Annotated in this window: 17 protein-coding genes; 6 read left to right on the top strand and 11 right to left on the bottom strand. The window is 63.1% G+C overall.

Annotation, left to right across the window (positions count from 1 at the left end; genetic code table 11):
- The 3 genes from EV686_RS14525 to EV686_RS14515 all read left to right on the top strand — a co-directional run bounded on the left by EV686_RS14525 (position 1) and on the right by EV686_RS14515 (position 4,630).
- Positions 1-1,359, top strand: coding sequence for an MBL fold metallo-hydrolase RNA specificity domain-containing protein (locus EV686_RS14525; RefSeq protein WP_132477681.1), 1,359 nt, complete (start codon positions 1-3; stop codon positions 1,357-1,359).
- The gene (locus tag EV686_RS14520; RefSeq protein WP_132477680.1) at positions 1,356-2,870 is read left to right on the top strand and encodes a thymidine phosphorylase family protein; all 1,515 of its coding nucleotides are present in this window, start codon (positions 1,356-1,358) and stop codon (positions 2,868-2,870) included. Before EV686_RS14525 ends, EV686_RS14520 begins: the two co-directional genes overlap by 4 nt.
- A 254-nt stretch (positions 2,871-3,124) precedes the next feature.
- Positions 3,125-4,630, top strand: a complete 1,506-nt coding sequence (locus EV686_RS14515; protein WP_132477679.1) for a DASS family sodium-coupled anion symporter — start codon at positions 3,125-3,127, stop codon at positions 4,628-4,630.
- A 59-nt stretch (positions 4,631-4,689) separates the two neighbouring features.
- Here the strand turns inward: EV686_RS14515 and EV686_RS14510 are convergent, their stop codons facing one another.
- The 4 genes from EV686_RS14510 to EV686_RS14495 all read right to left on the bottom strand — a co-directional run bounded on the left by EV686_RS14510 (position 4,690) and on the right by EV686_RS14495 (position 8,279).
- Positions 4,690-5,610, bottom strand: coding sequence for a DMT family transporter (locus tag EV686_RS14510; protein ID WP_165972634.1), 921 nt, complete (start codon positions 5,608-5,610; stop codon positions 4,690-4,692).
- 143 nt (positions 5,611-5,753) lie between these two features.
- Positions 5,754-6,122 (bottom strand): hypothetical protein, encoded by a 369-nt coding sequence (locus EV686_RS14505; RefSeq protein ID WP_132477677.1) that lies wholly within the window; start codon positions 6,120-6,122, stop codon positions 5,754-5,756.
- Between the two features lie 23 nt (positions 6,123-6,145).
- Positions 6,146-8,002: a sodium:solute symporter family protein gene (locus EV686_RS14500; protein WP_132477676.1), complete on the bottom strand. Its 1,857-nt coding sequence runs from the start codon at positions 8,000-8,002 to the stop codon at positions 6,146-6,148.
- Between the two features lie 22 nt (positions 8,003-8,024).
- Positions 8,025-8,279: a DUF4212 domain-containing protein gene (locus EV686_RS14495; protein ID WP_132477675.1), complete on the bottom strand. Its 255-nt coding sequence runs from the start codon at positions 8,277-8,279 to the stop codon at positions 8,025-8,027.
- Positions 8,280-8,583: 304 nt separating this feature from the next.
- Here EV686_RS14495 and EV686_RS14490 point away from each other — a divergent pair, with 304 nt between their 5' ends.
- Positions 8,584-10,512, top strand: coding sequence for a DUF294 nucleotidyltransferase-like domain-containing protein (locus tag EV686_RS14490; RefSeq protein WP_132477674.1), 1,929 nt, complete (start codon positions 8,584-8,586; stop codon positions 10,510-10,512).
- A 14-nt stretch (positions 10,513-10,526) separates the two neighbouring features.
- Complete coding sequence (locus EV686_RS14485; RefSeq protein ID WP_132477673.1) at positions 10,527-11,291, top strand: 3'-5' exonuclease; 765 nt, start codon at positions 10,527-10,529, stop codon at positions 11,289-11,291.
- Positions 11,292-11,371: 80 nt separating this feature from the next.
- Here the strand turns inward: EV686_RS14485 and EV686_RS14480 are convergent, their stop codons facing one another.
- From EV686_RS14480 to EV686_RS14460, 5 genes are all read right to left on the bottom strand, one after another.
- Complete coding sequence (locus EV686_RS14480; protein ID WP_243650899.1) at positions 11,372-12,262, bottom strand: Bug family tripartite tricarboxylate transporter substrate binding protein; 891 nt, start codon at positions 12,260-12,262, stop codon at positions 11,372-11,374.
- 129 nt (positions 12,263-12,391) lie between these two features.
- The gene (locus tag EV686_RS14475) at positions 12,392-13,777 is read right to left on the bottom strand and encodes an MmgE/PrpD family protein (RefSeq protein ID WP_165972630.1); all 1,386 of its coding nucleotides are present in this window, start codon (positions 13,775-13,777) and stop codon (positions 12,392-12,394) included.
- On the bottom strand, positions 13,774-14,466 hold the full coding sequence (locus EV686_RS14470) for an RraA family protein (RefSeq protein WP_132477670.1): 693 nt from the start codon (positions 14,464-14,466) through the stop codon (positions 13,774-13,776). The genes EV686_RS14475 and EV686_RS14470 overlap by 4 nt, the downstream gene beginning before the upstream one ends.
- A gap of 109 nt (positions 14,467-14,575) precedes the next feature.
- Positions 14,576-15,460 (bottom strand): transcriptional regulator GcvA, encoded by an 885-nt coding sequence (gene gcvA, locus EV686_RS14465; RefSeq protein WP_132477669.1) that lies wholly within the window; start codon positions 15,458-15,460, stop codon positions 14,576-14,578.
- Positions 15,457-16,365 (bottom strand): LysR family transcriptional regulator, encoded by a 909-nt coding sequence (locus tag EV686_RS14460; protein ID WP_132477668.1) that lies wholly within the window; start codon positions 16,363-16,365, stop codon positions 15,457-15,459. Before EV686_RS14460 ends, gcvA begins: the two co-directional genes overlap by 4 nt.
- A 245-nt stretch (positions 16,366-16,610) precedes the next feature.
- Between EV686_RS14460 and wrbA the strand changes: the two genes are divergently transcribed.
- Positions 16,611-17,210, top strand: coding sequence for an NAD(P)H:quinone oxidoreductase (wrbA, locus tag EV686_RS14455; protein WP_132477667.1), 600 nt, complete (start codon positions 16,611-16,613; stop codon positions 17,208-17,210).
- Between the two features lie 22 nt (positions 17,211-17,232).
- Here the strand turns inward: wrbA and EV686_RS14450 are convergent, their stop codons facing one another.
- Complete coding sequence (locus tag EV686_RS14450; protein WP_132477666.1) at positions 17,233-18,711, bottom strand: aldehyde dehydrogenase family protein; 1,479 nt, start codon at positions 18,709-18,711, stop codon at positions 17,233-17,235.
- 35 nt (positions 18,712-18,746) lie between these two features.
- Entirely contained in the window at positions 18,747-20,555 is a 1,809-nt protein-coding gene (locus EV686_RS14445) for a thiamine pyrophosphate-binding protein (protein WP_243650898.1), read from the bottom strand.
- Positions 20,556-20,840: the final 285 nt, after the last annotated feature.

The following is a 20,840-nucleotide window of genomic DNA, read 5'->3' as shown; positions in this document are numbered from 1 at the left end:
ATGCTTTCATTCACCAGCCTCGGAGGCGCCGGCACCGTCACCGGCTCCAAGCATCTGCTGACCCATGACGACACCCGGATTCTCGTGGACTGCGGCCTGTTCCAGGGCCTGAAGAACCTGCGCGAACTCAACTGGCAGCGCCTGTCCGTGGCGCCGGAAAGCATCAATGCCGTCGTGCTGACCCATGCCCACCTCGATCACTGCGGCTATCTGCCCCGGCTGCTGCTGGAAGGCTTCAAAGGCAAGATCCACGCCACTCCCGCCACCTACGACGTCGCCGAGCTCATTCTGCTCGACAGCGCCTGGCTGCAGGAAAAGGATGCGGAATACGCCAACCGCAAAGGCACGTCGAAACACAAGCCGGCGCTGCCCCTGTACCGTGTCATCGATGCGGAGCGCGTGCTGGCGGAATTCGTCGACGTTCCCCTGCACCAGGAAACGCGCCTGCCCGGAGGCGCCAGGCTGACGCTGCGCCGGGCCGGACACATTCTCGGCGCCGCCACCGCGCAGATCGACATCGGCGGAAAACGCATCGTGTTCTCCGGCGATCTCGGCCGCTACGGCGACCCTGTCATGTATGCTCCGGAAGATGTACCGGACGCAGACTACATCGTCATCGAATCCACCTATGGCGACCGCACGCACGCCGACGACAATCCAGTCGACGCGCTAGGTCAGGTGATCGAGCGCACCGTGCAGCGCGGCGGCACGGTCGTGATCCCCGCTTTCGCCGTCGGCCGCGCCCAGACCCTGATCTACTACCTCTGGCGGCTGCGCCAGCGCGGCGGCCTGAACAATGTGCCGGTCTACCTCGACAGCCCCATGGCGACCAGCGCCACCAAGCTGCTGTATCGCCATTCGGACGAGCACAAGCTGACGCCAGCGGAATACGAGGCAGCCTGCCGCGCCGTCACCTATGTGCGCAGCGTGGAGGAATCCAAGGCCCTGTCCGCCAACCGCTATCCGAAGGTTATCCTGTCGGCCAGCGGCATGGCCACCGGAGGCCGCGTGCTGCATCACATCGCGGCCTTCGCGCCCGATCATCGCAACACCCTGCTCTTTTCGGGCTACCAGTCCGACGGCACCCGCGGGCGCAAACTGCTAGAAGGCGAACGCGAAACGAAGATCCACGGCCAATGGGTTCCCGTCAATGCCGAAGTCGCTGAGCTTCCCATGCTGTCGGCCCATGCCGACAGCGACGAGCTGATGCGCTGGCTTTCGGGATTTCGGCGGCCGCCGAGGCGCGTATTCATCGTGCATGGAGAAGACTCCGCCTCGGAAGCGCTGCGCGAGCGCATTCAACGGGAACTGGGCTGGCCGGCCGCCATCCCGCAGCAGAACCAGGCGTTCCCTCTATGAATGCCCGCATCTCCCCTCCCCCCACCTTGCGCGCCGTCCGCATGCGGCTGCACGCGCAGCACCAGCCCATCGCCGTGATGCGCACCGACTGCCACGTCTGCCACTCCGAAGGGCTTTCCCCGAGATCGCAGGTGCTCGTCATCGCCGGCGAACGCCAGGTGCAGGCCCTGCTCTACCAGATCGACAGCGACCTCCTCAGCCCCGGCCAGGTCGCCCTGTCGGAGGCGGCCTGGCATGCCCTGGACATCCAGGAGGGTGCCCAGGTGCAGGTCAGGCACGCGCCCATCCTGCGCTCGCTCGCCGGGATCCGCAGGCGCATCCATGGCCAGCGCCTGAGCGCGCAGGACCTGGACGCCATCGTCCGCGACGTGGTCGCCGGCCGCTACACGGATGTCGCCCTCTCCGCATTCCTGACAGCCACGGCCGCCCTGCCGCTGGATACCGAGGAAACCGTACACCTGACCCGGGCCATGATAGACGTCGGTGAGCGCCTGAGCTGGGACGCGCCGGTCGTGGTCGACAAGCACTGCGTCGGCGGCCTGCCCGGCAACCGCACCACGCCGCTGGTGGTCGCCATCGCCGCCGCCAACGGCCTGGTCATGCCCAAGACCTCTTCGCGCGCCATCACATCCCCGGCCGGAACCGCCGACACCATGGAAACACTGGCTCCCGTGAACCTGGACCTGGACACGATGCGCCGCGTGGTCGAGACCGAGGGCGGCTGCCTGGCATGGGGAGGCACGATGGCGCTGAGCCCGGCCGACGACCTGTTCGTGCGCGTGGAGCGCGAGCTGGACATCGATACCGAAGGGCAGCTGATCGCCTCGGTCCTGTCCAAGAAAATCGCCGCCGGCGCGACGCACGCCGTCATCGACATTCCCGTCGGCCCCACAGCCAAGGTGCGCAGCCACGACGCCGCCCATCTGCTTGCGCAACGGCTGTCCGAGACCGCCGCCCATTTCGGCCTTGCCTTGCGCTGCCTGTTCACCGACGGCACCCAGCCCGTCGGCCGGGGCATCGGGCCGGCACTGGAAGCCATGGACGTGCTGGCGGTGCTCAAGCACGACCCGGGCGCGCCTCAGGATCTGCTCGACCGCGCCGTCCTGGTCGCCGGCGCCGTGCTCGAGCTGGGCGGCGCCGCAGCCGCCGGAGACGGCACGCGCCTGGCGCTGGACACCATCGCCAGCGGCGGCGCCTGGGACAAGTTCCAGCGCATCTGCAATGCCCAGGGAGGGCTGCGCGAACCGCCCCGGGCGGCATTCATCGAACCGATCCTCGCCCCGCACTCGGGCCGAGTGGTGCATATCGACAACCGCAAGCTATCGCGCCTCGCCAAGCTCGCCGGCGCACCGGAAAGCCCCGCGGCGGGCGTGCACCTGCAAGTCCGGCTGGGCGACGAAATCGCGAAAGACCAGCCGATGCTGTTCCTGCATGCGCAGACTCGCGGAGAACTTGCCTATGCCCTGGAGTTTTCGCGTGAAGCGGAAAGCCTGATCCTGGTCGGCTCCTGAATCCCTGATTGCTCGCCTCACCCGGCACGCAACAAAATTCCTGCGGAAATTTGATATCGCTCAAGAAACGACATGGATATCAGGGTAATCCCTTAAAAACCACTCCTTAAGCAAGGATAATCTGCATAAACTTACATGTGCTGCAGGCGATGTCACCACTCACCTGACGCGACGATCATCTTTACTTTATTCCGCGCCGGGGCTTCCTGTTTCACGACCGGCAGAGACGGCAATCACTTCCGGAGTATCCACGCATGCTTGAACGGATCAAAGCGACATTCCAGTATTTCAACGAGGCCGTGCCGTTTCGCCTGGTTCCCGCCATCATCGCCACCGTGGCGCTGTTCACGCTGCTGCTCCTGCCCACACCGGAAGGACTGACCCCGAAGGCATGGGGCCTGGTCGCCATCTTCCTGACGACCATCCTGGCGATCATCCTCAAGGTCATGCCCATCGGCGTCATGGCCATGATGGCCATCGTGATCATCTCGCTGTCGCAAGTCACCGCCACCTCGTCCGGCGGCGCCATCGCCGATGCGCTGAGCAGCTTCTCCAACCCGCTGATCTGGCTCATCGTGGCTTCCATCCTCATTTCCCGCGGCCTGAAGAAAACTGGCCTGGGCAGCCGCATCGGCCTGCTGTTCGTATCCATGCTCGGCAAGAAGACCATCGGGATCGGCTACGGGCTTGCCTTCTGCGAACTGCTGCTGGCGCCGTTCACCCCCAGCAATACGGCGCGCGGCGGCGGCATCGTCCATCCCGTCATGCGCTCCATCGCCAGTACCTTCGATTCCGATCCGGAAAAAGGCACCCAGGGCAAGGTCGGCACCTATCTCGCCTTGGTGAACTACCATTCCAACCCGATCACCTCCGCCATGTTCGTGACCGCGACCGCACCCAATCCCCTGGTGGTGGACTATGTGGCCCGGGCGACAAACATGGATCTGCACCTATCCTGGATCAACTGGGCCCTGTACATGCTGCTGCCCGGCCTGGCCTGCCTGCTGCTGATGCCGCTGGTCATCTACCTGATCTCGCCTCCGGAACTGAAGTCCACGCCCAACGCGGTGGAATACGCACGCTCCGAACTGCACAAGATGGGGCCGCTGTCTCCCAAGGAAAAGGTGATGATGGGGACATTCGCGCTGCTGCTGCTCCTGTGGGCCAACGTGCCGGCCATGATATTCGGGCCAGCCTTCACCCTGAACCCCACCGTCGTGGCCTTCCTGGGCCTGTTCATCCTCATCATCACCGGCACCATAGACTGGGACGACGTGCTGTCGGAAAAGAGTGCCTGGGACACCCTCATCTGGTTCGGCGCCCTGGTCATGATGGCCGAGCAATTGAACAAGCAGGGCGTAATCACGTGGTTCTCCGAAGGCATGAAGGTCGCCATCGCCACCAGCGGCATCGGCTGGGAAGCCATCGCCCTGATCCTTCTGCTGGTCTTCGTTTTCTCGCACTACCTGTTCGCCAGCACGACGGCGCACATCAGCGCCATGATGCTGGCATTCCTGACGGTCGGCGCCCAGTTGATTCCCGGTGAATACATTGTTCCGTTCATGCTCATGATGGCCGCCGGCTCGGCCATCATGATGACGCTGACGCACTACGCCACCGGCACCTCGCCCATCATCTTCGGCAGCGGCTACGTCACGCTGGGCACATGGTGGAAAGTCGGCCTGATCATGTGCGTGCTGGAACTGATTCTCTTCGGCGTGGTCGGAAGCACGTGGTGGAAAGTGCTGGGGCTGTGGTGATCCGATGCGGACGCAGCGTCCGCATCACGTCCTGGCATGCACGCCGGCCAGCCCGCATTTCAGGGCCGGCGCCTTAGCAGTTGGCACAACCATCCATAGGCGCTGACCAGGATGACCCCCGCCAGCACCAGCGCCGCTCCCATCAGGAAGCGCGGTTCAATGGCTTCGCTCAGCAGCCAGGCCCCCAGCAACACGCCGAATACAGGCGTGGCGAAAGAAAATACACCGAGGCGCGAAGCCTGGTAGCGCTGCAACAGCCAGAACCAGATCAGAAAACTCAGGAACGCCACGACCACCGACTGAAACAGGAGGCTCAAGGCCAGCGCGCCCGTCCACTGGACCTGGGTCTGCCCCAGCCAGAAAGCGGCGACCACGAGCAGCACGAAGGCGCTACCCAATTGATACAACAAGGCCTCGGACGGCGGAATGGCCGACAGGCGCGTGCTGCGTATCACCACGGTAGTCAGGCCCCACAAGGCGCCCGCGCCCAGCGCCAGCAGATCGCCCAGCAGCATTGCCTTCATATCGCCCGTCTGCGCTCCCGGCCCCAGGAAGGTCACGGCGATGCCCGATACAGCAAGGCCGATGCCCAGCCACTGCCCCAAGGCCAATCGCTCGGACGGCAACAGCAAATGCAGCCCCAATGCGGCAAAGACGGGCGCGGTGTACAGGAACACCACCATATGCGCGGCGGAAGTGAAGCGCAGGCTTTCCCCCACCAGCAGGAATTCGCCGGCGAACAGCAGCCCGGCAAGCAAACCCGGCTTCCATGCTCCCGGCGAAAACGCAAGGCGCCTTGTGCGTACCAGCACCAGCAGCATAACCAGCACGGCGGCAACACCGGAACGCACGCCCAACTGCAACATCGGCGCCATGTACGCCCCCGTCGCCTTGAGCAGGATCTGTTGCAGGCTCCAGATCAGGCACAACACCATCATGGCCGACACGGCCAGGACGTCCAGGGGTTTGCGTTCGTCGATCATGATGCCTCATATGCAAACCCGGCATTATGCGTGAAATTTTGATCCGCGCCCAACTGCCGGGACCATCACCGGCGGAAGCCCCCTGGCAAAGAAAAATCCCGGCGCCTGCTTGTGGCAGGCGCCGGGAGCATCGACACCGCTCAAGCAGAGCGCTTGGCCCCGGATGAAAAGCCGTGCGCCTGCCTGCTGATGGCAAAATCCAGGCACAGCTTGGTCCAGATGGTGATGCCGGCCAGCGCAGTCCAGGTGTCGTAGGCAAGACTGCCCCAGGCTACGCCGGCAATGACATACAGAAGCACCAGGCCGCTCAGGAGATTGAGCACGCCGCAGACCGCGGCATACTTCTGCGGCCGTGGCGCCGGCTCGCCCCGCTTGAGCGCCACTTCCGACATATCGCGCCGCACCAGGATGCGCCAGCTTCGGCGCATCCAGATGAAACTGATGGGAAACAGCGCCAGGAACAGGATCCATGTCAGGACCAGGTTCACATAGGGGGCGAGACCGATCATGGTTGGCTCCTTTTCATCCGAACTCAGTGTGCGCCCCGAACAGCCTGGGCGCCGCGCGGCACACGCACATTCTCGACAAGCGCCTGGATATGATGCGGCGGCTCTTTGGAGAACTTGTTGACCAGGAACGCCACGCCGAAGTTGATCATGGCTCCCACCGCGCCAAAGGCTTCAGGCGTAATGCCGAAGAAGGAGTTGGGACCGCCGATCAGATCGACATACTCCGTACCCTTCATGAACATGATGCCCTTGTGCGCGAACACGTAGAACAAGGTGATCAGCAGGCCGGCCAGCATGCCGCTGACAGCCCCTTCCTTGCTCATCCGCGTGGAGAAGATGCCCATCATGATGGCGGGGAACAGCGAACTGGCGGCGATACCGAAAGCCAGCGCCACCGTCCCCGCGGCGAAGCCTGGAGGATTGAGCCCCAGATAACCCGCCAACACGATGGCCGCGACCATCGACAGCTTGCCCGCCAGAAGCTCGTTCTTCTCCGAAATTCCCGGGTTGACCACGTTCTTGATCAGATCGTGCGAGACCGCCGACGAAATGGCCAGCAACAGGCCTGCCGCTGTCGACAGCGCGGCAGCGATACCGCCGGCGGCCACCAGCGCGATCACCCAATTGGGCAGCAGCGCGATTTCCGGATTGGCCAGAACGATGATATCGGCATTCACCTCCAGCTCGTTGCCCTGCCAGCCGGCTTCCTGGACGCGTTTCTGCACTTCGGGATTGGCGGTCTTATCGTTGTAGTACTGGATGCGGCCGTCGCCGTTCTTGTCGGTGAACTTCAGCAGACCCGTGGTCTCCCAGCGCTTCATCCAGTCGGGCCTCTCGGCATAGTTCAGGCTGGCCTCGGGCGCATACAGATCGGCATTGGCGGTAATGACCTCCGGATTCACGACCATATGGCCTGCGGCGTCCTGTCCCAGGCCGACAGCCGAGTTCACGGTGCCGTGCAGGTTCAGCTTGGCCATGGCGCCCACGGCGGGCGCCGTGGTGTAGAGCAGCGCGATGAAGACCAGCGCCCAGCCTGCGGAATAGCGGGCATCGGCCACGCGCGGCACGGTGAAGAACCGGATGATGACGTGCGGCAGGCCGGCCGTTCCGATCATCAGCGACAGCGTATACATGAACATGTTCAGCGTGCTGCCAGGCACCGACGTCGTGTACTGGTCGAAGCCCAGGTCCTTGACCACCAGGTCGAGCTTCTGCAGCAGTCCCATGTCGGTGCCGCTGATGTTGGAGCCCAGCCCCAGCTGCGGCAGCGCATTTCCCGTCAGGTTCAGGGAAATGAAGACCGCGGGCACCAGGTAGGCGATGATCAGCACGATGTACTGCGCCACCTGGGTGTAGGTAATGCCTTTCATGCCGCCGAACACCGCATAGGCGAACACCACGGCCATGCCGATGTAGATGCCGGTGTCGCTGCTGACGTTCAGGAAGCGCGAGAATGCAACGCCCACGCCTGTCATCTGGCCGATCACATAGGTGATGGAAGCAGCCAGAAGGCAGACCACCGCGACGGTGCTGGCCGTCTTGGAATAGTAGCGGTCTCCGATGAACTGCGGCACGGTGAACTTGCCGAACTTGCGCAGATAGGGCGCCAGCAGCATGGCCAGCAGCACGTAGCCGCCGGTCCACCCCATCAAGAACAGCGAGCCGCCATAGCCCATGTTGGAGATCATCCCCGCCATCGAAATGAAAGAAGCGGCGGACATCCAGTCCGCCGCAGTCGCCATGCCATTGGTGACGGGGTGCACGCCGCCGCCGGCTACGTAGAACTCACTGGTACTGCCAGCGCGCGCCCAGGCGGCAATGCCAAGATAAATGGCAAAGCTGGCGCCCACGACCAGGTAGGTTAGTGTCTGTAATTCCATGATGTCGTCTCCGTGGTTCCGGTCATTCTTCGTGTACGTCGAAACGACGGTCGAGTCGGCCCATGGCCGCCGCGTACCAGAAGATCAGGACGATGAAGACGTAGATGGAACCTTGCTGCGCGAACCAGAAGCCCAGTGGATATCCGCCCAGTTGCACACTGTTCAGCCATGGGGCGAACAGAATGCCGGCGGCATATGAAACGAGGAACCATATGACCAGGATCCCGGCCAGCAAACGCAAGGTCGCGGACCAGTAGGTGTTGCTGCTTTCACTCATGGATGTCTCCTTTGTGGACGTTTTCCCGCTGCCATGATGGACGGTTGCGAGTGCATGGCGTCTGCTTTGCTTCCATCTATATCGTGCTACTGTGTTATTTCTTGTGCATCCAGCAATGGCACGGGAACCTGCATTATTTCAGAGGGAAACGTCCTCGCATCTCCTTGATTTCCCGATTAAACAAAAGTCGTATTGCATTACTTTTCACTCGATAGGAAACTGGAAAGTTCATAACTCTTTTCCTTCGGCTCCGGCCGTCCGGGGCGCGGCGACATGCCAGGGGACGACGCGGGGAGGCAGGCTCATGGGCAAGCAAGATGCGCAGGCATCGGCCAAGCTGGCCGTTGCGCAGAATCTGCAAGGCATTTCCACATTCCTGCAGGCATATCCGCCCTTCGACCAGATGGAGCCTGCGCATGTGATGTTTCTGGTCGAACATTGCATGCTGCGTTTCTACCCATCGGGCAGCCCCATCCTCTGCCCCGCCGATGGCAGGGTGAGCCACTGGCATTTGGTGCGGCAGGGCCGCGTGGCGGGGCTACGCAAGGGAACCGAAGACGAACCCGACACGCATCTGGAACTGCTGCCCGGCGACGGCTTCCCCTTTGCCGCCATGGTCGGCGAACGTCCCACACGCACCGTCTACACCGCAGCTCAGGACACGTTCTGCCTGGTGCTGCCGGCCGATGACTTCATCCGCTTGTTGCAAATGTCCGACGCATTCCGCGACTTCGCCCTGCGCGGCGTCAGCGGCCTGCTGGGCGAACTGGGCCGGCAGATCCGCATGACAGCCGCGCACACGCTGGGCGCCGATCACTCGCTGGACATGGCCCTGCGCGAGCTTGTGGCGCGCGAACCCATCGTGTGCGGTCCGGATGCCAGTCTGCGCGCCGCCGTGGCGCTCATGAACGAACATCGCACCGGCAGTATCGCCGTGGTGGACGCCGACAGGCGTCCATTGGGAATTTTTACCCTGCGCGACCTGCGGCGCGTAGTCGTCAATCCCGAAGCCAACCTGGACGCTCCCATTGCCCAGGTCATGACGCCAAACCCCTATCATCTGAAATCCGCGGACACGGCATTCGACGCCGCCATGCAGATGACCCGCCACCATATCGCGCATGTCTGCATCGTCGACGACGGCCGCCTGACCGGCGTGATATCCGATCGCGACCTGTTCGCTCTTCAAAGAGTGGACCTCGTCCATCTGGCACGCGCCATCCGGCAGGCGGATTCGCTGGAATACCTGCAATCGCTGCGCGAGGGCATCCCAAAACTGGTGGCCAGCATGCTGGCGCACGGCGCCAGCGCCGAGCAGGTGCTGCGCCTGGTCACCCAGCTCAACGATCAGACCACCGCGCGCGTCATCGAGCTGGTGATGCACACCCATGGCGACCCCGGCATTCCCTTCGGCTGGATCGCCTTCGGCAGCGAAGCGCGCGGCGAACAGACGCTATTGACCGACCAGGACAATGGGCTGATCTTCGAAGCTGACGACGACGCACAGGCGCAGGAGCGGCAAGCGCTGCTGCTGCCGCTCGCCAAGGCCATCAACCATGCGCTGGACCAATGCGGACTGAGACTATGCCCCGGAGACATCATGGCCGGAAATCCCCGCCTATGCCTGGCCGGCTTCCAGTGGCGAGCATTTTTCAGCCGCATGTTCCAGAGCCCCACCCCCCACAGCCTGTTGAATGCCGCCATCTTTTTCGACATGCGGCATGCCTGGGGCGCCGACTGCGGGTTCACGCAGATGCAGGCGCATGCCGTCGAACTGGCGGCCAACGCGTCGCTGTTCCAGCACATGATGGCAAAGACCGCGCTGGAGAATCAGCCGCCTGTCGGCGGAATCCGGAACATGCTGGGCCAGGCGCTGGGATTCGGACAGAATACGATCGATCTGAAAAAACAGGCGCTGACGCTCTTCGTCGACGCGGCGCGCCTGCTGTCGCTGGCGCATGGCCTGACCGTCCCCTCCACAGTGCAGAGGCTACTGCAACTGGGCGAACGCGGGCACCTGGAGCCCGCCCGTGCCCAGACTTATGTAGAGGCCTTCAATTACCTGCAGCAGTTGCGTCTGCGCCACCACCAGCGCCAACGACAAGACAGCAAGCCGCTGGACAATCTTATCCGGCCTTCGGACCTGAACGCACTGGAGCAGCGCATTCTGCGCTCGGCGCTGCAACAGGCCCGACACCTGCAGGACTCGTTGCGACTGCGCTACCAGCTCTAGCAAAGGAATCCGCCATGCTCCACACACTCCAGCGATGGTTGCGATCCGCAGAAACCATGGACACGCCGGCGCCGCGGGGAGTACAGGCACCATCCAACGCCATTGAGCAGCGGCTCTCCCGCCTTGCCCCATTTCCCGCGCCAGGCCAACAGCTACTGGTTGAACAATCCCTGCTGGTCTTCGACCTCGAAACCAGCGGCCTGAACCTCAAGCGCGACCATATCCTGTCCGCCGGCGCGATACGCGTCGATGGCCTGGATATCATGCTGGGCAAAACGTACGAGCGCGTATTCAATGTCGATACCGAGCTGCAGCGCGACAGCCAATTGTTCCACGGACTGACAGCAGCCGACCTGCAACAGGGACATGACCCGCGCACTGCGCTGCTGGATTTGCTGGAGCACGGCCAGGGCGCCATCTGGCTCGCCTGGCAAGGCTGGTTCGACCAGCATATGCTTTACAAGGCCGCCCGGCAATGGCTGGGCATGGATCCCGCGCAATTGCCGAAAGTGCTGGACCTGGCGCTGATCGCTCCCGCCCTGTTTCCGGAGCACAAGCGCCACGGCGACCTGGGCCACTGGCTGGAACGCCTGGGCCTGGACAATGCCAGACGCCACCACGCCACGGCAGACGCCATGGCTACCGCCGAGTTGACGCTGGTCTGCCTGCACAGGGCCATGGCGCGGGGGCTGCGGACATGGGGCGAACTGGCCAGCCTGGCTACGCAAGAGCGCCAGGCCCGCGAACGCCAGGAACAAGCGCTGCGACACGGGTTTTGAACACCAGACCTCCCGACGGGCCTACCCAAAATGCCTGCCCGGGATTCACCATCATCATGCAGGCGGCATGCCCAGCCGCATCACTCATGCAGGGTGATGCCCGTCTCGTCGAGCACTCTGTTCCAGGTCGCGACCTCGTCTTCGATGCGCTTCGTGGCATACGCCGCGCTTTCCGACACGAGTTCGATCCCCAGGCCGCCGAACCGCTCCTTGATGTCATCGTTGTCCAGCGCCGCATTCAAGTCTTTGTTGAGCTGCTCCACCACCTCTTGCGGCGTTCCGGCCGGAACGGCGATGCCGAAGATGGACACCACGTCGTTGCTCATTTCCACGCCGGCCTCGCGCAGTGTGGGAACATCGGGCAGCGCCGCCACCCGGTTGGGCCCGGCGACGCCGATCACCCGAATGCGTCCGCCCTGAAGATTGTTGATGGCCGTGGAAGTGTTCACGAACATGGCCTGGATCCTGCCCCCGATCAGGTCGGTCACCCCCGGCGTGGATCCCTTGTAGGGCACAGGCTCGATATCGATGCCCGTGGCGCGCTTGAACATTTCGCCGGCGATATGCTCAAGCGATCCATTGCCCGTCGTACCGTACGAGAGCTCGCCTGGCCTGGACTTGATCAGATCGATGAACGACTTCAGATCGTCCACGCCCAGGCTGGCCGGCACGATCAGCACATTGGGCAGGTAGCCGACGATGGCCACGTGCTCGAAGCCCTTGAGCAGATCGTAGCCGGTCTTCTCACCCATCAGGCGGGCATTGATGGCATAGGAAGTCAGCGCCGTCATCAAAAGCGTATTGCCGTCCGGACGCGCCTTGGCGACATACTGCGCGCCGATATTTCCCGAAAAGCCGGGCTTGTTGTCCACGACGACTGAATGGCCGCGCTTCTCGCCCAGATGCTGCGCAATCATGCGGGCCATGGCATCGAGCGAACCGCCTGGCGGATAGGCCACGATAATGCTCATGTCCCTGGATTGTGCGCGAACCAGGGCGGAGGGCACTGCCAAAGAAGCAGCAGCACCAATCAAGAGTTGACGACGTGAAATGACAGGCATGTAGAGCTCCTTCAGGTCAGAGAGAATCAAATATCGGACTCACCTCGCGGACAGCGCGGCAGCCAGGGTGCGTGCGGAACACAACTGCGGCGCGCTCAGCAGCCGCCACAGCCCGGCGGCACGCCCGCCGGGAAAAACCGTCGTTGCAAGGCGCATGAATTTGTCTTCATGCTGCGTGTCCGACAAAGGCATGCTCGGATGCCCAAAAGGCTTGGCCTGGCTTTGCCGGAATATCTCGACGCCATCGCGAAGGACGGTAAGCACGGCGAAATCTCCATTGCCATCGGGAAAGTTCTTTCCCTGCGACAGAGAAACCTTGTCCGCCCATGCACGCACCTGCGGGCACATCACGGCGTCATCGGTGAAGTCCTGGATGCCTTGCGTTCCCCGGTATGCGGCAACCGCCACGCAATACTCCACATGGAACTTCGCATCCAGTCCCGTCGCCGGCCAGGCCCTGGCCCGGGCCGAATCGAGCCGCCTGCTGATCTCGCAGCGCAGCTCGACTCCCTCGCCCGATCCCAGAACACCCGCTGCCCCGGCCTGCAGAACCATGTCGATCAAGGCATGCATCAGTGAGCAGGTCGGATACCGTTTGTAGACGATGCCCGGGTCCGTTACCTCGAAAGACTTGCCCAGCGACTGCAGCGCACGCGCGGCGTCATGACTACCGTCATCGCAGAACAATTGCAGGAATCCTTCATGGCCCTCCAGGGACACAGGGCTGGCTGTCAAGCCGCCCGCCGCCAATTGCGCGGCGAGCACGCCGTGCTGGGCCGCAAGCCCGGCATGCAGCGCCTTGGTCATGGTGCCGAAATTCACCCGCAGCCCGCCCGCCATGGAACTGGCGATGCCCAGGGCATGCCGGATGCGGGTCTCGTCCAGGCGCAACAGATAAGCACAGGCAGCCGCGGCGCCTACCGCGCCCAGCGTGCACGTGGTGTGCCATCCCACCTGGGAATGCCGATCGTTGACGCTGCGTCCCAACCTTCCCCCGACCTCGACTCCTGCGATATAAGCCATGACGAGACTGTCGCCATCCGCATTGATCTCTTCGCCCAAGGCCAGGATCGCCGGCACGATGGGAACGGAGGGATGCCCGCGCATGGACTCATGCGTATCGTCCAGCGCATGCGCATGCGCTGCGCAGCCGTTGATCAACGCGGCATCGCCCGCCGAAGCGCGCTCCTCGCGCCCCCAGAGCGCGCAGGCTCCCGAGGCGCCGGCGCGAGCTTGCGCAGCAATGCGGGCGACATCCGCCCGCGCCCCCGCCAGGCCTGCGCCAATGCAGTCGGCCATGGCGCGCCGCGTTTCCCGGCGCACCGCCGGCGGGACATCGCACTGCGGCAATTCGGCCACGAAACGGGCCAGCGCCTGCGTCAGCCCTTCCGTCGTCGGCTCGGGCTGCCGTGGCAGTGCGCTCACTTTCCATCCTCCAGCCATGCAGCCACGTGCTCGTCCATTTCATCCAGGAAATGCTCGATGCCATGCCCGCCCTTGCGGCTCCGCACCGCTTGGGCGACCGCCGGCACGCTGCCGCGCGGCACTACGGCAACGCCTTCCGTGCTGGCGCACACCACATCGCCCGGCTGGACGATCACGCCCGCGCAGCCTACGGGCACGTTCAGTTCCGCAGGCCCGAACTTGGGGCCTGAATACGGCGATACGGCCAGGCCATACACCGGAAACCCGGCTGCCTGCGCTTCGGCGACATCGCGCCACGCGCCATGAACCACAAGCCCCGCCATGCCGCGCTGTTCGCAAGCGTATTTCAGCAATTCGAAGCCGCCCATGCACCAATGGGTAAAGCCCTGTCCATCCACCACCAGTACATCGCCGCGCTCGATGGCGCGAAAGGCGGCCATTACGCCCAGGTTGTCGCCCGGCGGGCACTTCACCGTGAATGCCGGACCGCAAAGCGGCACCGCAGGGGAAACCAGCGAACGCAGGTGCGGCTGGCATACATACATGCGGCCGACCAGATCGCTGATCTGGGTGACATCGGCCTGGGCCAGTGTGGCGACATCGGCAGGCGACGGTCGATCGATGTCGCGATTGAAGACGAAAGGCGTCAGCGGCTTTTTCCAGCGGCGATCATTGGGAAAGGATGACATCGGCCCCGGCTCCTTAATAGTTTTTCTACAACTCTAGCCAGATTATCCTGTCCTTATCTCTATATAGAAAGTGATACTTTATGATCAATTAAATAGTAAATCTAATCATCTACATTATTCGCGCCAGTAGCCAGCCACGGAATGCGGAGACTGCATAGGCATACTGCTTGGCCTCCGGACACACTAGGTAATAACCGCGCGAACTAGGCAATACCCGGGAGGACAACTGCACCAGACTGCCCTGCGCCAACCCCTCCCGCAGCAGGAACCTCGGCAGGAGCGCTGCTCCCAGATGCGACTGAACCGCCTCCAGAATCATGAGAAAACTGTCGAAGCGCGGCCCCTGGAAGGCATTGGCGTGCGCTATCCCCATATGCTCGAACCAGTCCCGCCACGCCGAAGGCCGCGTGAACTGCTGCAACAAGACCGCCCTGACGAGATCCGAAGGTTCATGCAGGCCCAATTGCGTCCGGTACTGCGCGCTGCATACCGGCAGCATGTCCTCGTCCATCAAATGAGCGCAGACCGCCCCCGACCAGGACGCCTCGCCATAGTGGATGGCGGCATCGAACGGTTCGGCGGCGAAATCGAAGGGCGCATTGCGCGACACCAGGTTCAGGTTCACGTTCGGATACTCATGGAAAAACGTCTCCAGCTTCGGCACCAGCCACTTGACGGCGAAGGTGGGCACCGACGCCAGATTGAGAATTTCCTTGTCGCCGCTGGCCATGGCCTGGTTCGTGACTTCTCCCAGGTCGCGCAAGATGCGCCGCACCTCGACCAGATAACGCTCTCCTGCGCTGGTCAGCACCACGCGCTGGCGGACGCGTGCAAACAAGGCCACTCCCAACTGGTCTTCCAGCAGCCGCACCTGCTGGCTGACGGCTCCCTGGGTCACATGCAGTTCCTGGCCCGCACGTCGGAAATTCAGATGGCGCGCAGCGGATTCGAAAGCCATCAGCGTAGCGGTGGAAGGCAGACGGATGCTTTTCATTGCTGGATCTCCCCGCCCATCGACTCCAGCAGCGTGTCGAGCACCCATTGCCCCGCCGGCCCGAGCGAAGCATTGCGCCGATGCACGGCGAACAACGGCATGCTTCGGATACCAGCATTGCATGCCGCCAGATCCAGCTCGACCAATTTCCCTGCGCCCAGATCATCCTCGACAAAGCTGCGCGGCATGAAGCCCCAGCCCAGCCCCGCATGCAGCAAGGCCCGCTTGGCGCCCAGGTCGGTGGTCAGGGTCTGGTTCTCGGAGAACACGGCGAACGTACATCCCTTGGTGCGGGCGCTGCTGTCGGTCAGCACGATCTGCGTATGCCCGCGCAGCAGATCGTCGGTGATCCGATCCAGCGCCGACAAGGCATGGCGCGGCGCTGCCACGGGCGCCATCTCGATTTCGGGAAGCCTGTGACCAACCAGTTCCGGATCAATCTCCTGCAGCGACCCTTGCACGCCCAGGTCGCACTCCCCCAAGAGCACTCGCTGAGGCACCCCGCCAAGCGCATCGATACACAGGCGCAGCACCACGCCGGGAAACGTCCGCTGGAACCGCGCAGCCAGATCCACCAGCTTCTGCATGGGAAACATCACATCCAGGACAAGGGACAGCTCCGTCTCCATGCCTTGCGTCATCCCCCGGGCGCGGGACTTGAGCTGGTCCACCCGCTCCAGCACGGCACGCGCATCGGCCAGCAAAGCGCGGCCATGCTCGGTCAGCTCGGGCTTCCAACCGCTGCGGTCGAACAGAGCGACGCCAAGCGCGCCTTCTAGGTTGACGATGGCGTTGCTCACCGCCGACTGGGCGCGGCGCAGATGGCGCGCCGCGGCCGAGAAGCTGCCTTGCTCGACAATGGCCATGAACACGCGCAGTTGATCCAGATTGAGTGAGTCCAGCATTATCAGATAACCAGATTAAGTTGATCTGAATTTTATCTCTTCCAAAGATGAATGTCTGGCGGCATCATTCACCCATTGCTCCCCGGCATTCGACCACGCGCCAAAGCGCAAGCCTCGTCGTTCACGACGAGGTCAAGCGAGGCAGTGTTCTCATACGGCGCCGCAGGCGCCCCCGTATTGTGGCGGGGAAGCTCCCGACTTCAGGCGGGAGCGACTCACAACCGGCCCATTGCAAAGGAAACATCATGGCTAAAGTTCTGGTTCTCTATCATTCCATGTACGGTCACATCGAAACAATGGCCGACAGGGTTGCCGAAGGCGCGCGCAGCATCGATGGCGCGGAAGTCATCGTCAAGCGCGTCCCTGAGACCATTCCAGCCGAAGCATTCAAATCCGCCGGCGGCAAGGCCGACCAAGCCGCGCCAATCGCAAATCCGCATGAACTGGGCGAATACGACGCCATCATCTTCGGCACGCCCACCCGCTTCGGCAACATGAGCGGCCAGATGCGCACCTTCCTGGACCAGACCGGCGGCCTGTGGGCCAAGGGCGCGCTGGCGGGGAAAATCGCCAGCGTATTCACGTCAACCGGCACCCTTGGCGGCCAGGAGACCACTATCACGTCTTTCTGGCACACCCTGGCACACCACGGCATGATCATCGTGCCGACGGGCTACGGCCTGCAGTCCCAGTTCGACATGTCGCAGGTCAAGGGAGGCTCGCCCTACGGCGCCGCCACCATCGCAGGCGCCGACGGCTCGCGCCAGCCTTCCGAGCCCGAACTGGAACTGGCGTTCGCGCAAGGCGCCAAGGTGGCCCAGTTGGCGGTAAAGCTCGCAGGGTGACTCAGCCCTGAGCGGACAAGGCTCAGGACGAGGCACGCGCGACATTGACATTCTTCACCTGCGTGAACTCGAACAGCTCCTCCAGGCACTCCTCGCGCCCCAGGCCCGAGCGCTTGTAGCCGCCGAAGGGCGCGCCGATGGCGTGCGAGCTCGATCCATTGATCCAGACATACCCGGCCTCCACGCGGCCGGCCGCGGCCAGCGCAGTGTTCAGATCCTGCGTCCATATCGAGCAGGTCAGGCCGTAGTCGAGCGCATTCACTTCCGCCATCAGCGTATCCTCGTTCGTCCACGGGATCACCACGACGACGGGTCCGAAGATCTCCTCGCGGGCGACCCTCATATCGGATGCCACATCGGCAAAGATCGTCGGCTCGACGAACCAGCCATTGGCCAGCTCGGGATCGTCCGGACGCCGGCCGCCCGTTACGAGCCTGGCTCCTTCCGATAGCGCCAGCTCAATGTAGGACATCGTCTTGTCAAAGGCATTCTTGTGCCCCAGGCATCCCATTGTCGTCTTCGGATCCTCCGGAAGTCCTGGACGGTGGGCCGCCCTTACACCTTTGGCGAACCGCTCCAGGAACTCGTCATACAGGCTCGCATGCACATAGACGCGGCTGGTCGATCCGCACGATTGGCCCGCCCACAGGAAGTTCATACCCCGCACCGCGCCAGTCACGGCGGCAGGCAGGTCCGCATCCGGATAGACAATCAGCGCGTTCTTGCCCCCAAGCTCCAGCAGCGTCGGCTTGATCTGCTCGGCCGCGGCGCGCAGCACAGCCTTTCCGGCAGCCTCTCCTCCCGTCAGTGCCACCTTGGCGACCAGAGGATGTTCGACGAGCGCCGCGCCGGCTGCCCGATCTCCGTTCAGGCAATTCAGCACGCCGGCGGGAAACAGATTGGCGATCAGCTCGATCATGCGAATCGACGATAGCGGCGCCTGCTCCGGCGGCTTGATGACGACCGTATTGCCCGCGGCCAGCGCGGCGGCGATGCGGGAAGCCGCGAACAGCAGCGGGTGATTCGAGGGATAGATCCTGACAATCACTCCCAGCGGCTCTCGAATCGTGAAATTGAACGACCCATTGTTCATGGGAATTGTGTCGCCCTTGAGCTCCGGGATCAGGCCGGCAAAGTATTCAAGCATCGCCGCGGCCGCATGGACGTCATGCACCATCTCGGCGACGGGATTCCCACAGTTCAGCGCATCAAGAAGCGCAAGCTCCTTGTCATGCCGCCGCAATACCGCCGCAGCCGATCTCAGGATCTCGGCGCGCTTGAAGATCGGCGTACTCCGCCATACCGGAAACGCGCTGCGCGCCGCCCCGACAGCGGCGTCCGCGTCCTCAGCCGCCGCATTCGCCACCCTGCCCAGGACTGCCTGCGTGGCGGGATTGACGACCTGGGTATAGCGGCCATCGATCGGAGCATGCCACTGCCCCCCGTAGTAATGGCCGTCGTTGACGGGAATGACGGATGAAGTCTGCTTCTGCTGGCTCATGGCATATCTCCGAAATCAATTGTTCGCCCTTGTCCCTATCGTCCTGTTCCGCTGTCGACGGCCATTCCGCTCTTCATGCTGGCGTCATATTCGGGCTCGACGCGCGCGTCAATGACGCAGATTTCGCCGGAGCGCACCAGATCGAGGCCTGTACCGATCGCGGCAGCCAGGGCTGCCGGCTCCGAGACTGGGCCTATGGTCCTGGCGCCCTGCGCCGCCGCAATTGCCAGCAGGTCGACGGACGGCCCGCGAATGATTTGTCCGATCCATTTGTTTTCTACGGGGCGCTCGCGCAGAACCGCCATGCGTTCCTGATGAAGTTCGTCGTTGTAGAACGACTGGTTGTTGGCAATGACGATCAACAGCGGAATTCGATAGTGCGCGGCAGTCCACAGAGCGGAATTGCCCATCAGGAAGTCTCCATCGCCGATGACCGCCACCGCGATTCGTCCCATCTCGCTCAAAGCCAGGGCCGAGCCAATGGCATTGCCGGGGCCCGATCCGACACCCGCCCCCCCGTCATTGCCCAGATAATCCAGTGGATGGCGCGGGCGCAATCCGTCCCCCGGCCATCCCAGGTTGAGCCGGGTTACCGTCGCCTCCTGTCCTTCCAGTGCGTGGCGCACCGTTGCCGCGAAGGCGGCATTGTCCAGGTGATCGGCCTTGGGCAAGGCTGTCGGCTGTGCAGGCTGGAGCCTTGCCTCCGATCTTGGCTTCGCGATCCGGCGCCGCAACGCATCCAGGAGCATGGGGAGGACGTCGTCGGGCTGCCCGTTCAAGCCGATGTCGACCGGAGGCAATCCATGATGATCCATGCTCCAGCTGCGGTGGATATAGCTGTCCAGCGAGACATGGACGACCCGAGCGGGGTGCGCCGAGTCCTTGACGGCGGTCCGCAATGCGCCTTCCAGCGCAATCCAGTCGAACGAGAGCACGAGATCCGCCTGGCGCAGCGCTTCTGTTTGCGGAGGAGACAGGAAAGCGCCCGGGGGCCCCACATGCAGCGGATGGTCGGGCGGGAAGCCCGCCGCCGTCTTCAGGTCGGTGAGTACCCGAGCGCCGAGCAGCTCCGCCAGAGCAATGCGGTCGTTCCATGCCTCGACCGACCGCGAAACCCTGCCGACCAGCATCACAGGCCGCGCCGCCGCCGCAATGTCATCGGCAGCGGCTTCTATCATGGCCGCTGGCGGCACGGGGTCCGCCGCCTGGGCATAGCGGCCTGGCTCGGGCAAGGGAGGCATGGCGTCATAGCGCCGTTCCTGGAGCCCCACATCGAAACAGACATAGGTCGGTCCGCACGGCGCAGTCATCGCAATGGCTTTGGCCCGCATTACCGACTCGGCCGCCGCGCCGAGCGAGGCCGGCTGATCGTCCCATTTGATGAAATCCCGCACGAGCGATCCCTGATCCTTGGCAGTATGCAGCCAATCGATCCAGGGACGCCGTTCAGCGGCATCCACCGGGCCCGTCGCCCCGAACAGCAGCACCGGCACACGGTCGCACCATGCGTTGAAGATTGCCATGGATGCATGCATGAGCCCGACATTGCTGTGCAGGAATACGCCCATGGGCTGGCCGCAGGCCTTGGCATAGCCCTGAGCAATCGCGACCGCATGCTCCTCGTGCAGGCACAGCAATATGGCGGGATCGCGATTTCCAAGGTGATTGACCAGCGAATCGTGGATGCCGCGAAAACTGGCACCAGGATTCAAGGCGAGATACTTTACTCCGGTGGCGCGAATGAGTTCGGCAAAGTAGTCGCTGCCCCACGCGGCCTCCGGGACGGCATCCAGCGCGGGCCTGTCCATATCGAGAGCCACAGGTGAAAGTTTTTTCCCGCTCATGAATACCCTCCTGGAAATTCCGCCCCATCCCCAAAGTCCTGGAGCAAATGCGGCTCGCGCATGCAAAAGCCTTCCGCCGTCCTCAAACACAGCTGGATGCCATTTTGTACCAAAAAAGGAATTTGTTCAAAAAATCACATAGCGCCAAAGTTAACCGTGATCTGAAAAAAGTGCAAGGATGATACTCACCGGGAGTATGGTGTAGAATACTCTCCAGTAGTATGTACATACATGAGAGATTCACGCAGACCGGCCGGAATCCTGGTCTCGTCCATTCCCTCTTCT

Source organism: Paracandidimonas soli (assembly GCF_004342005.1).
GTDB classification, from domain to species: Bacteria; Pseudomonadota; Gammaproteobacteria; order Burkholderiales; family Burkholderiaceae_B; genus Paracandidimonas; species Paracandidimonas soli.
Note: the sequence above shows the minus strand (reverse complement) of the source record. Positions and strands in the feature narration are given on the sequence as shown.

Excerpts from the sequence above, each read along its gene's own strand:
- EV686_RS14485 (WP_132477673.1), top strand. The coding sequence starts at position 10,527 with ATGCTCCACACACTCCAGCGATGGTTGCGATCCGCAGAAACCATGGAC.
- EV686_RS14515 (WP_132477679.1), top strand. The coding sequence starts at position 3,125 with ATGCTTGAACGGATCAAAGCGACATTCCAGTATTTCAACGAGGCCGTG.
- EV686_RS14460 (WP_132477668.1), bottom strand. The coding sequence starts at position 16,365 with ATGCTGGACTCACTCAATCTGGATCAACTGCGCGTGTTCATGGCCATT.
- EV686_RS14525 (WP_132477681.1), top strand. The coding sequence starts at position 1 with ATGCTTTCATTCACCAGCCTCGGAGGCGCCGGCACCGTCACCGGCTCC.
- EV686_RS14445 (WP_243650898.1), bottom strand. The coding sequence starts at position 20,555 with ATGAGCGGGAAAAAACTTTCACCTGTGGCTCTCGATATGGACAGGCCC.
- EV686_RS14500 (WP_132477676.1), bottom strand. The coding sequence starts at position 8,002 with ATGGAATTACAGACACTAACCTACCTGGTCGTGGGCGCCAGCTTTGCC.
- gcvA (WP_132477669.1), bottom strand. The coding sequence starts at position 15,460 with ATGAAAAGCATCCGTCTGCCTTCCACCGCTACGCTGATGGCTTTCGAA.
- EV686_RS14490 (WP_132477674.1), top strand. The coding sequence starts at position 8,584 with ATGGGCAAGCAAGATGCGCAGGCATCGGCCAAGCTGGCCGTTGCGCAG.
- EV686_RS14480 (WP_243650899.1), bottom strand. The coding sequence starts at position 12,262 with ATGAGCATTATCGTGGCCTATCCGCCAGGCGGTTCGCTCGATGCCATG.
- EV686_RS14520 (WP_132477680.1), top strand. The coding sequence starts at position 1,356 with ATGAATGCCCGCATCTCCCCTCCCCCCACCTTGCGCGCCGTCCGCATG.
- wrbA (WP_132477667.1), top strand. The coding sequence starts at position 16,611 with ATGGCTAAAGTTCTGGTTCTCTATCATTCCATGTACGGTCACATCGAA.
- EV686_RS14450 (WP_132477666.1), bottom strand. The coding sequence starts at position 18,711 with ATGAGCCAGCAGAAGCAGACTTCATCCGTCATTCCCGTCAACGACGGC.
- EV686_RS14505 (WP_132477677.1), bottom strand. The coding sequence starts at position 6,122 with ATGATCGGTCTCGCCCCCTATGTGAACCTGGTCCTGACATGGATCCTG.
- EV686_RS14495 (WP_132477675.1), bottom strand. The coding sequence starts at position 8,279 with ATGAGTGAAAGCAGCAACACCTACTGGTCCGCGACCTTGCGTTTGCTG.
- EV686_RS14470 (WP_132477670.1), bottom strand. The coding sequence starts at position 14,466 with ATGTCATCCTTTCCCAATGATCGCCGCTGGAAAAAGCCGCTGACGCCT.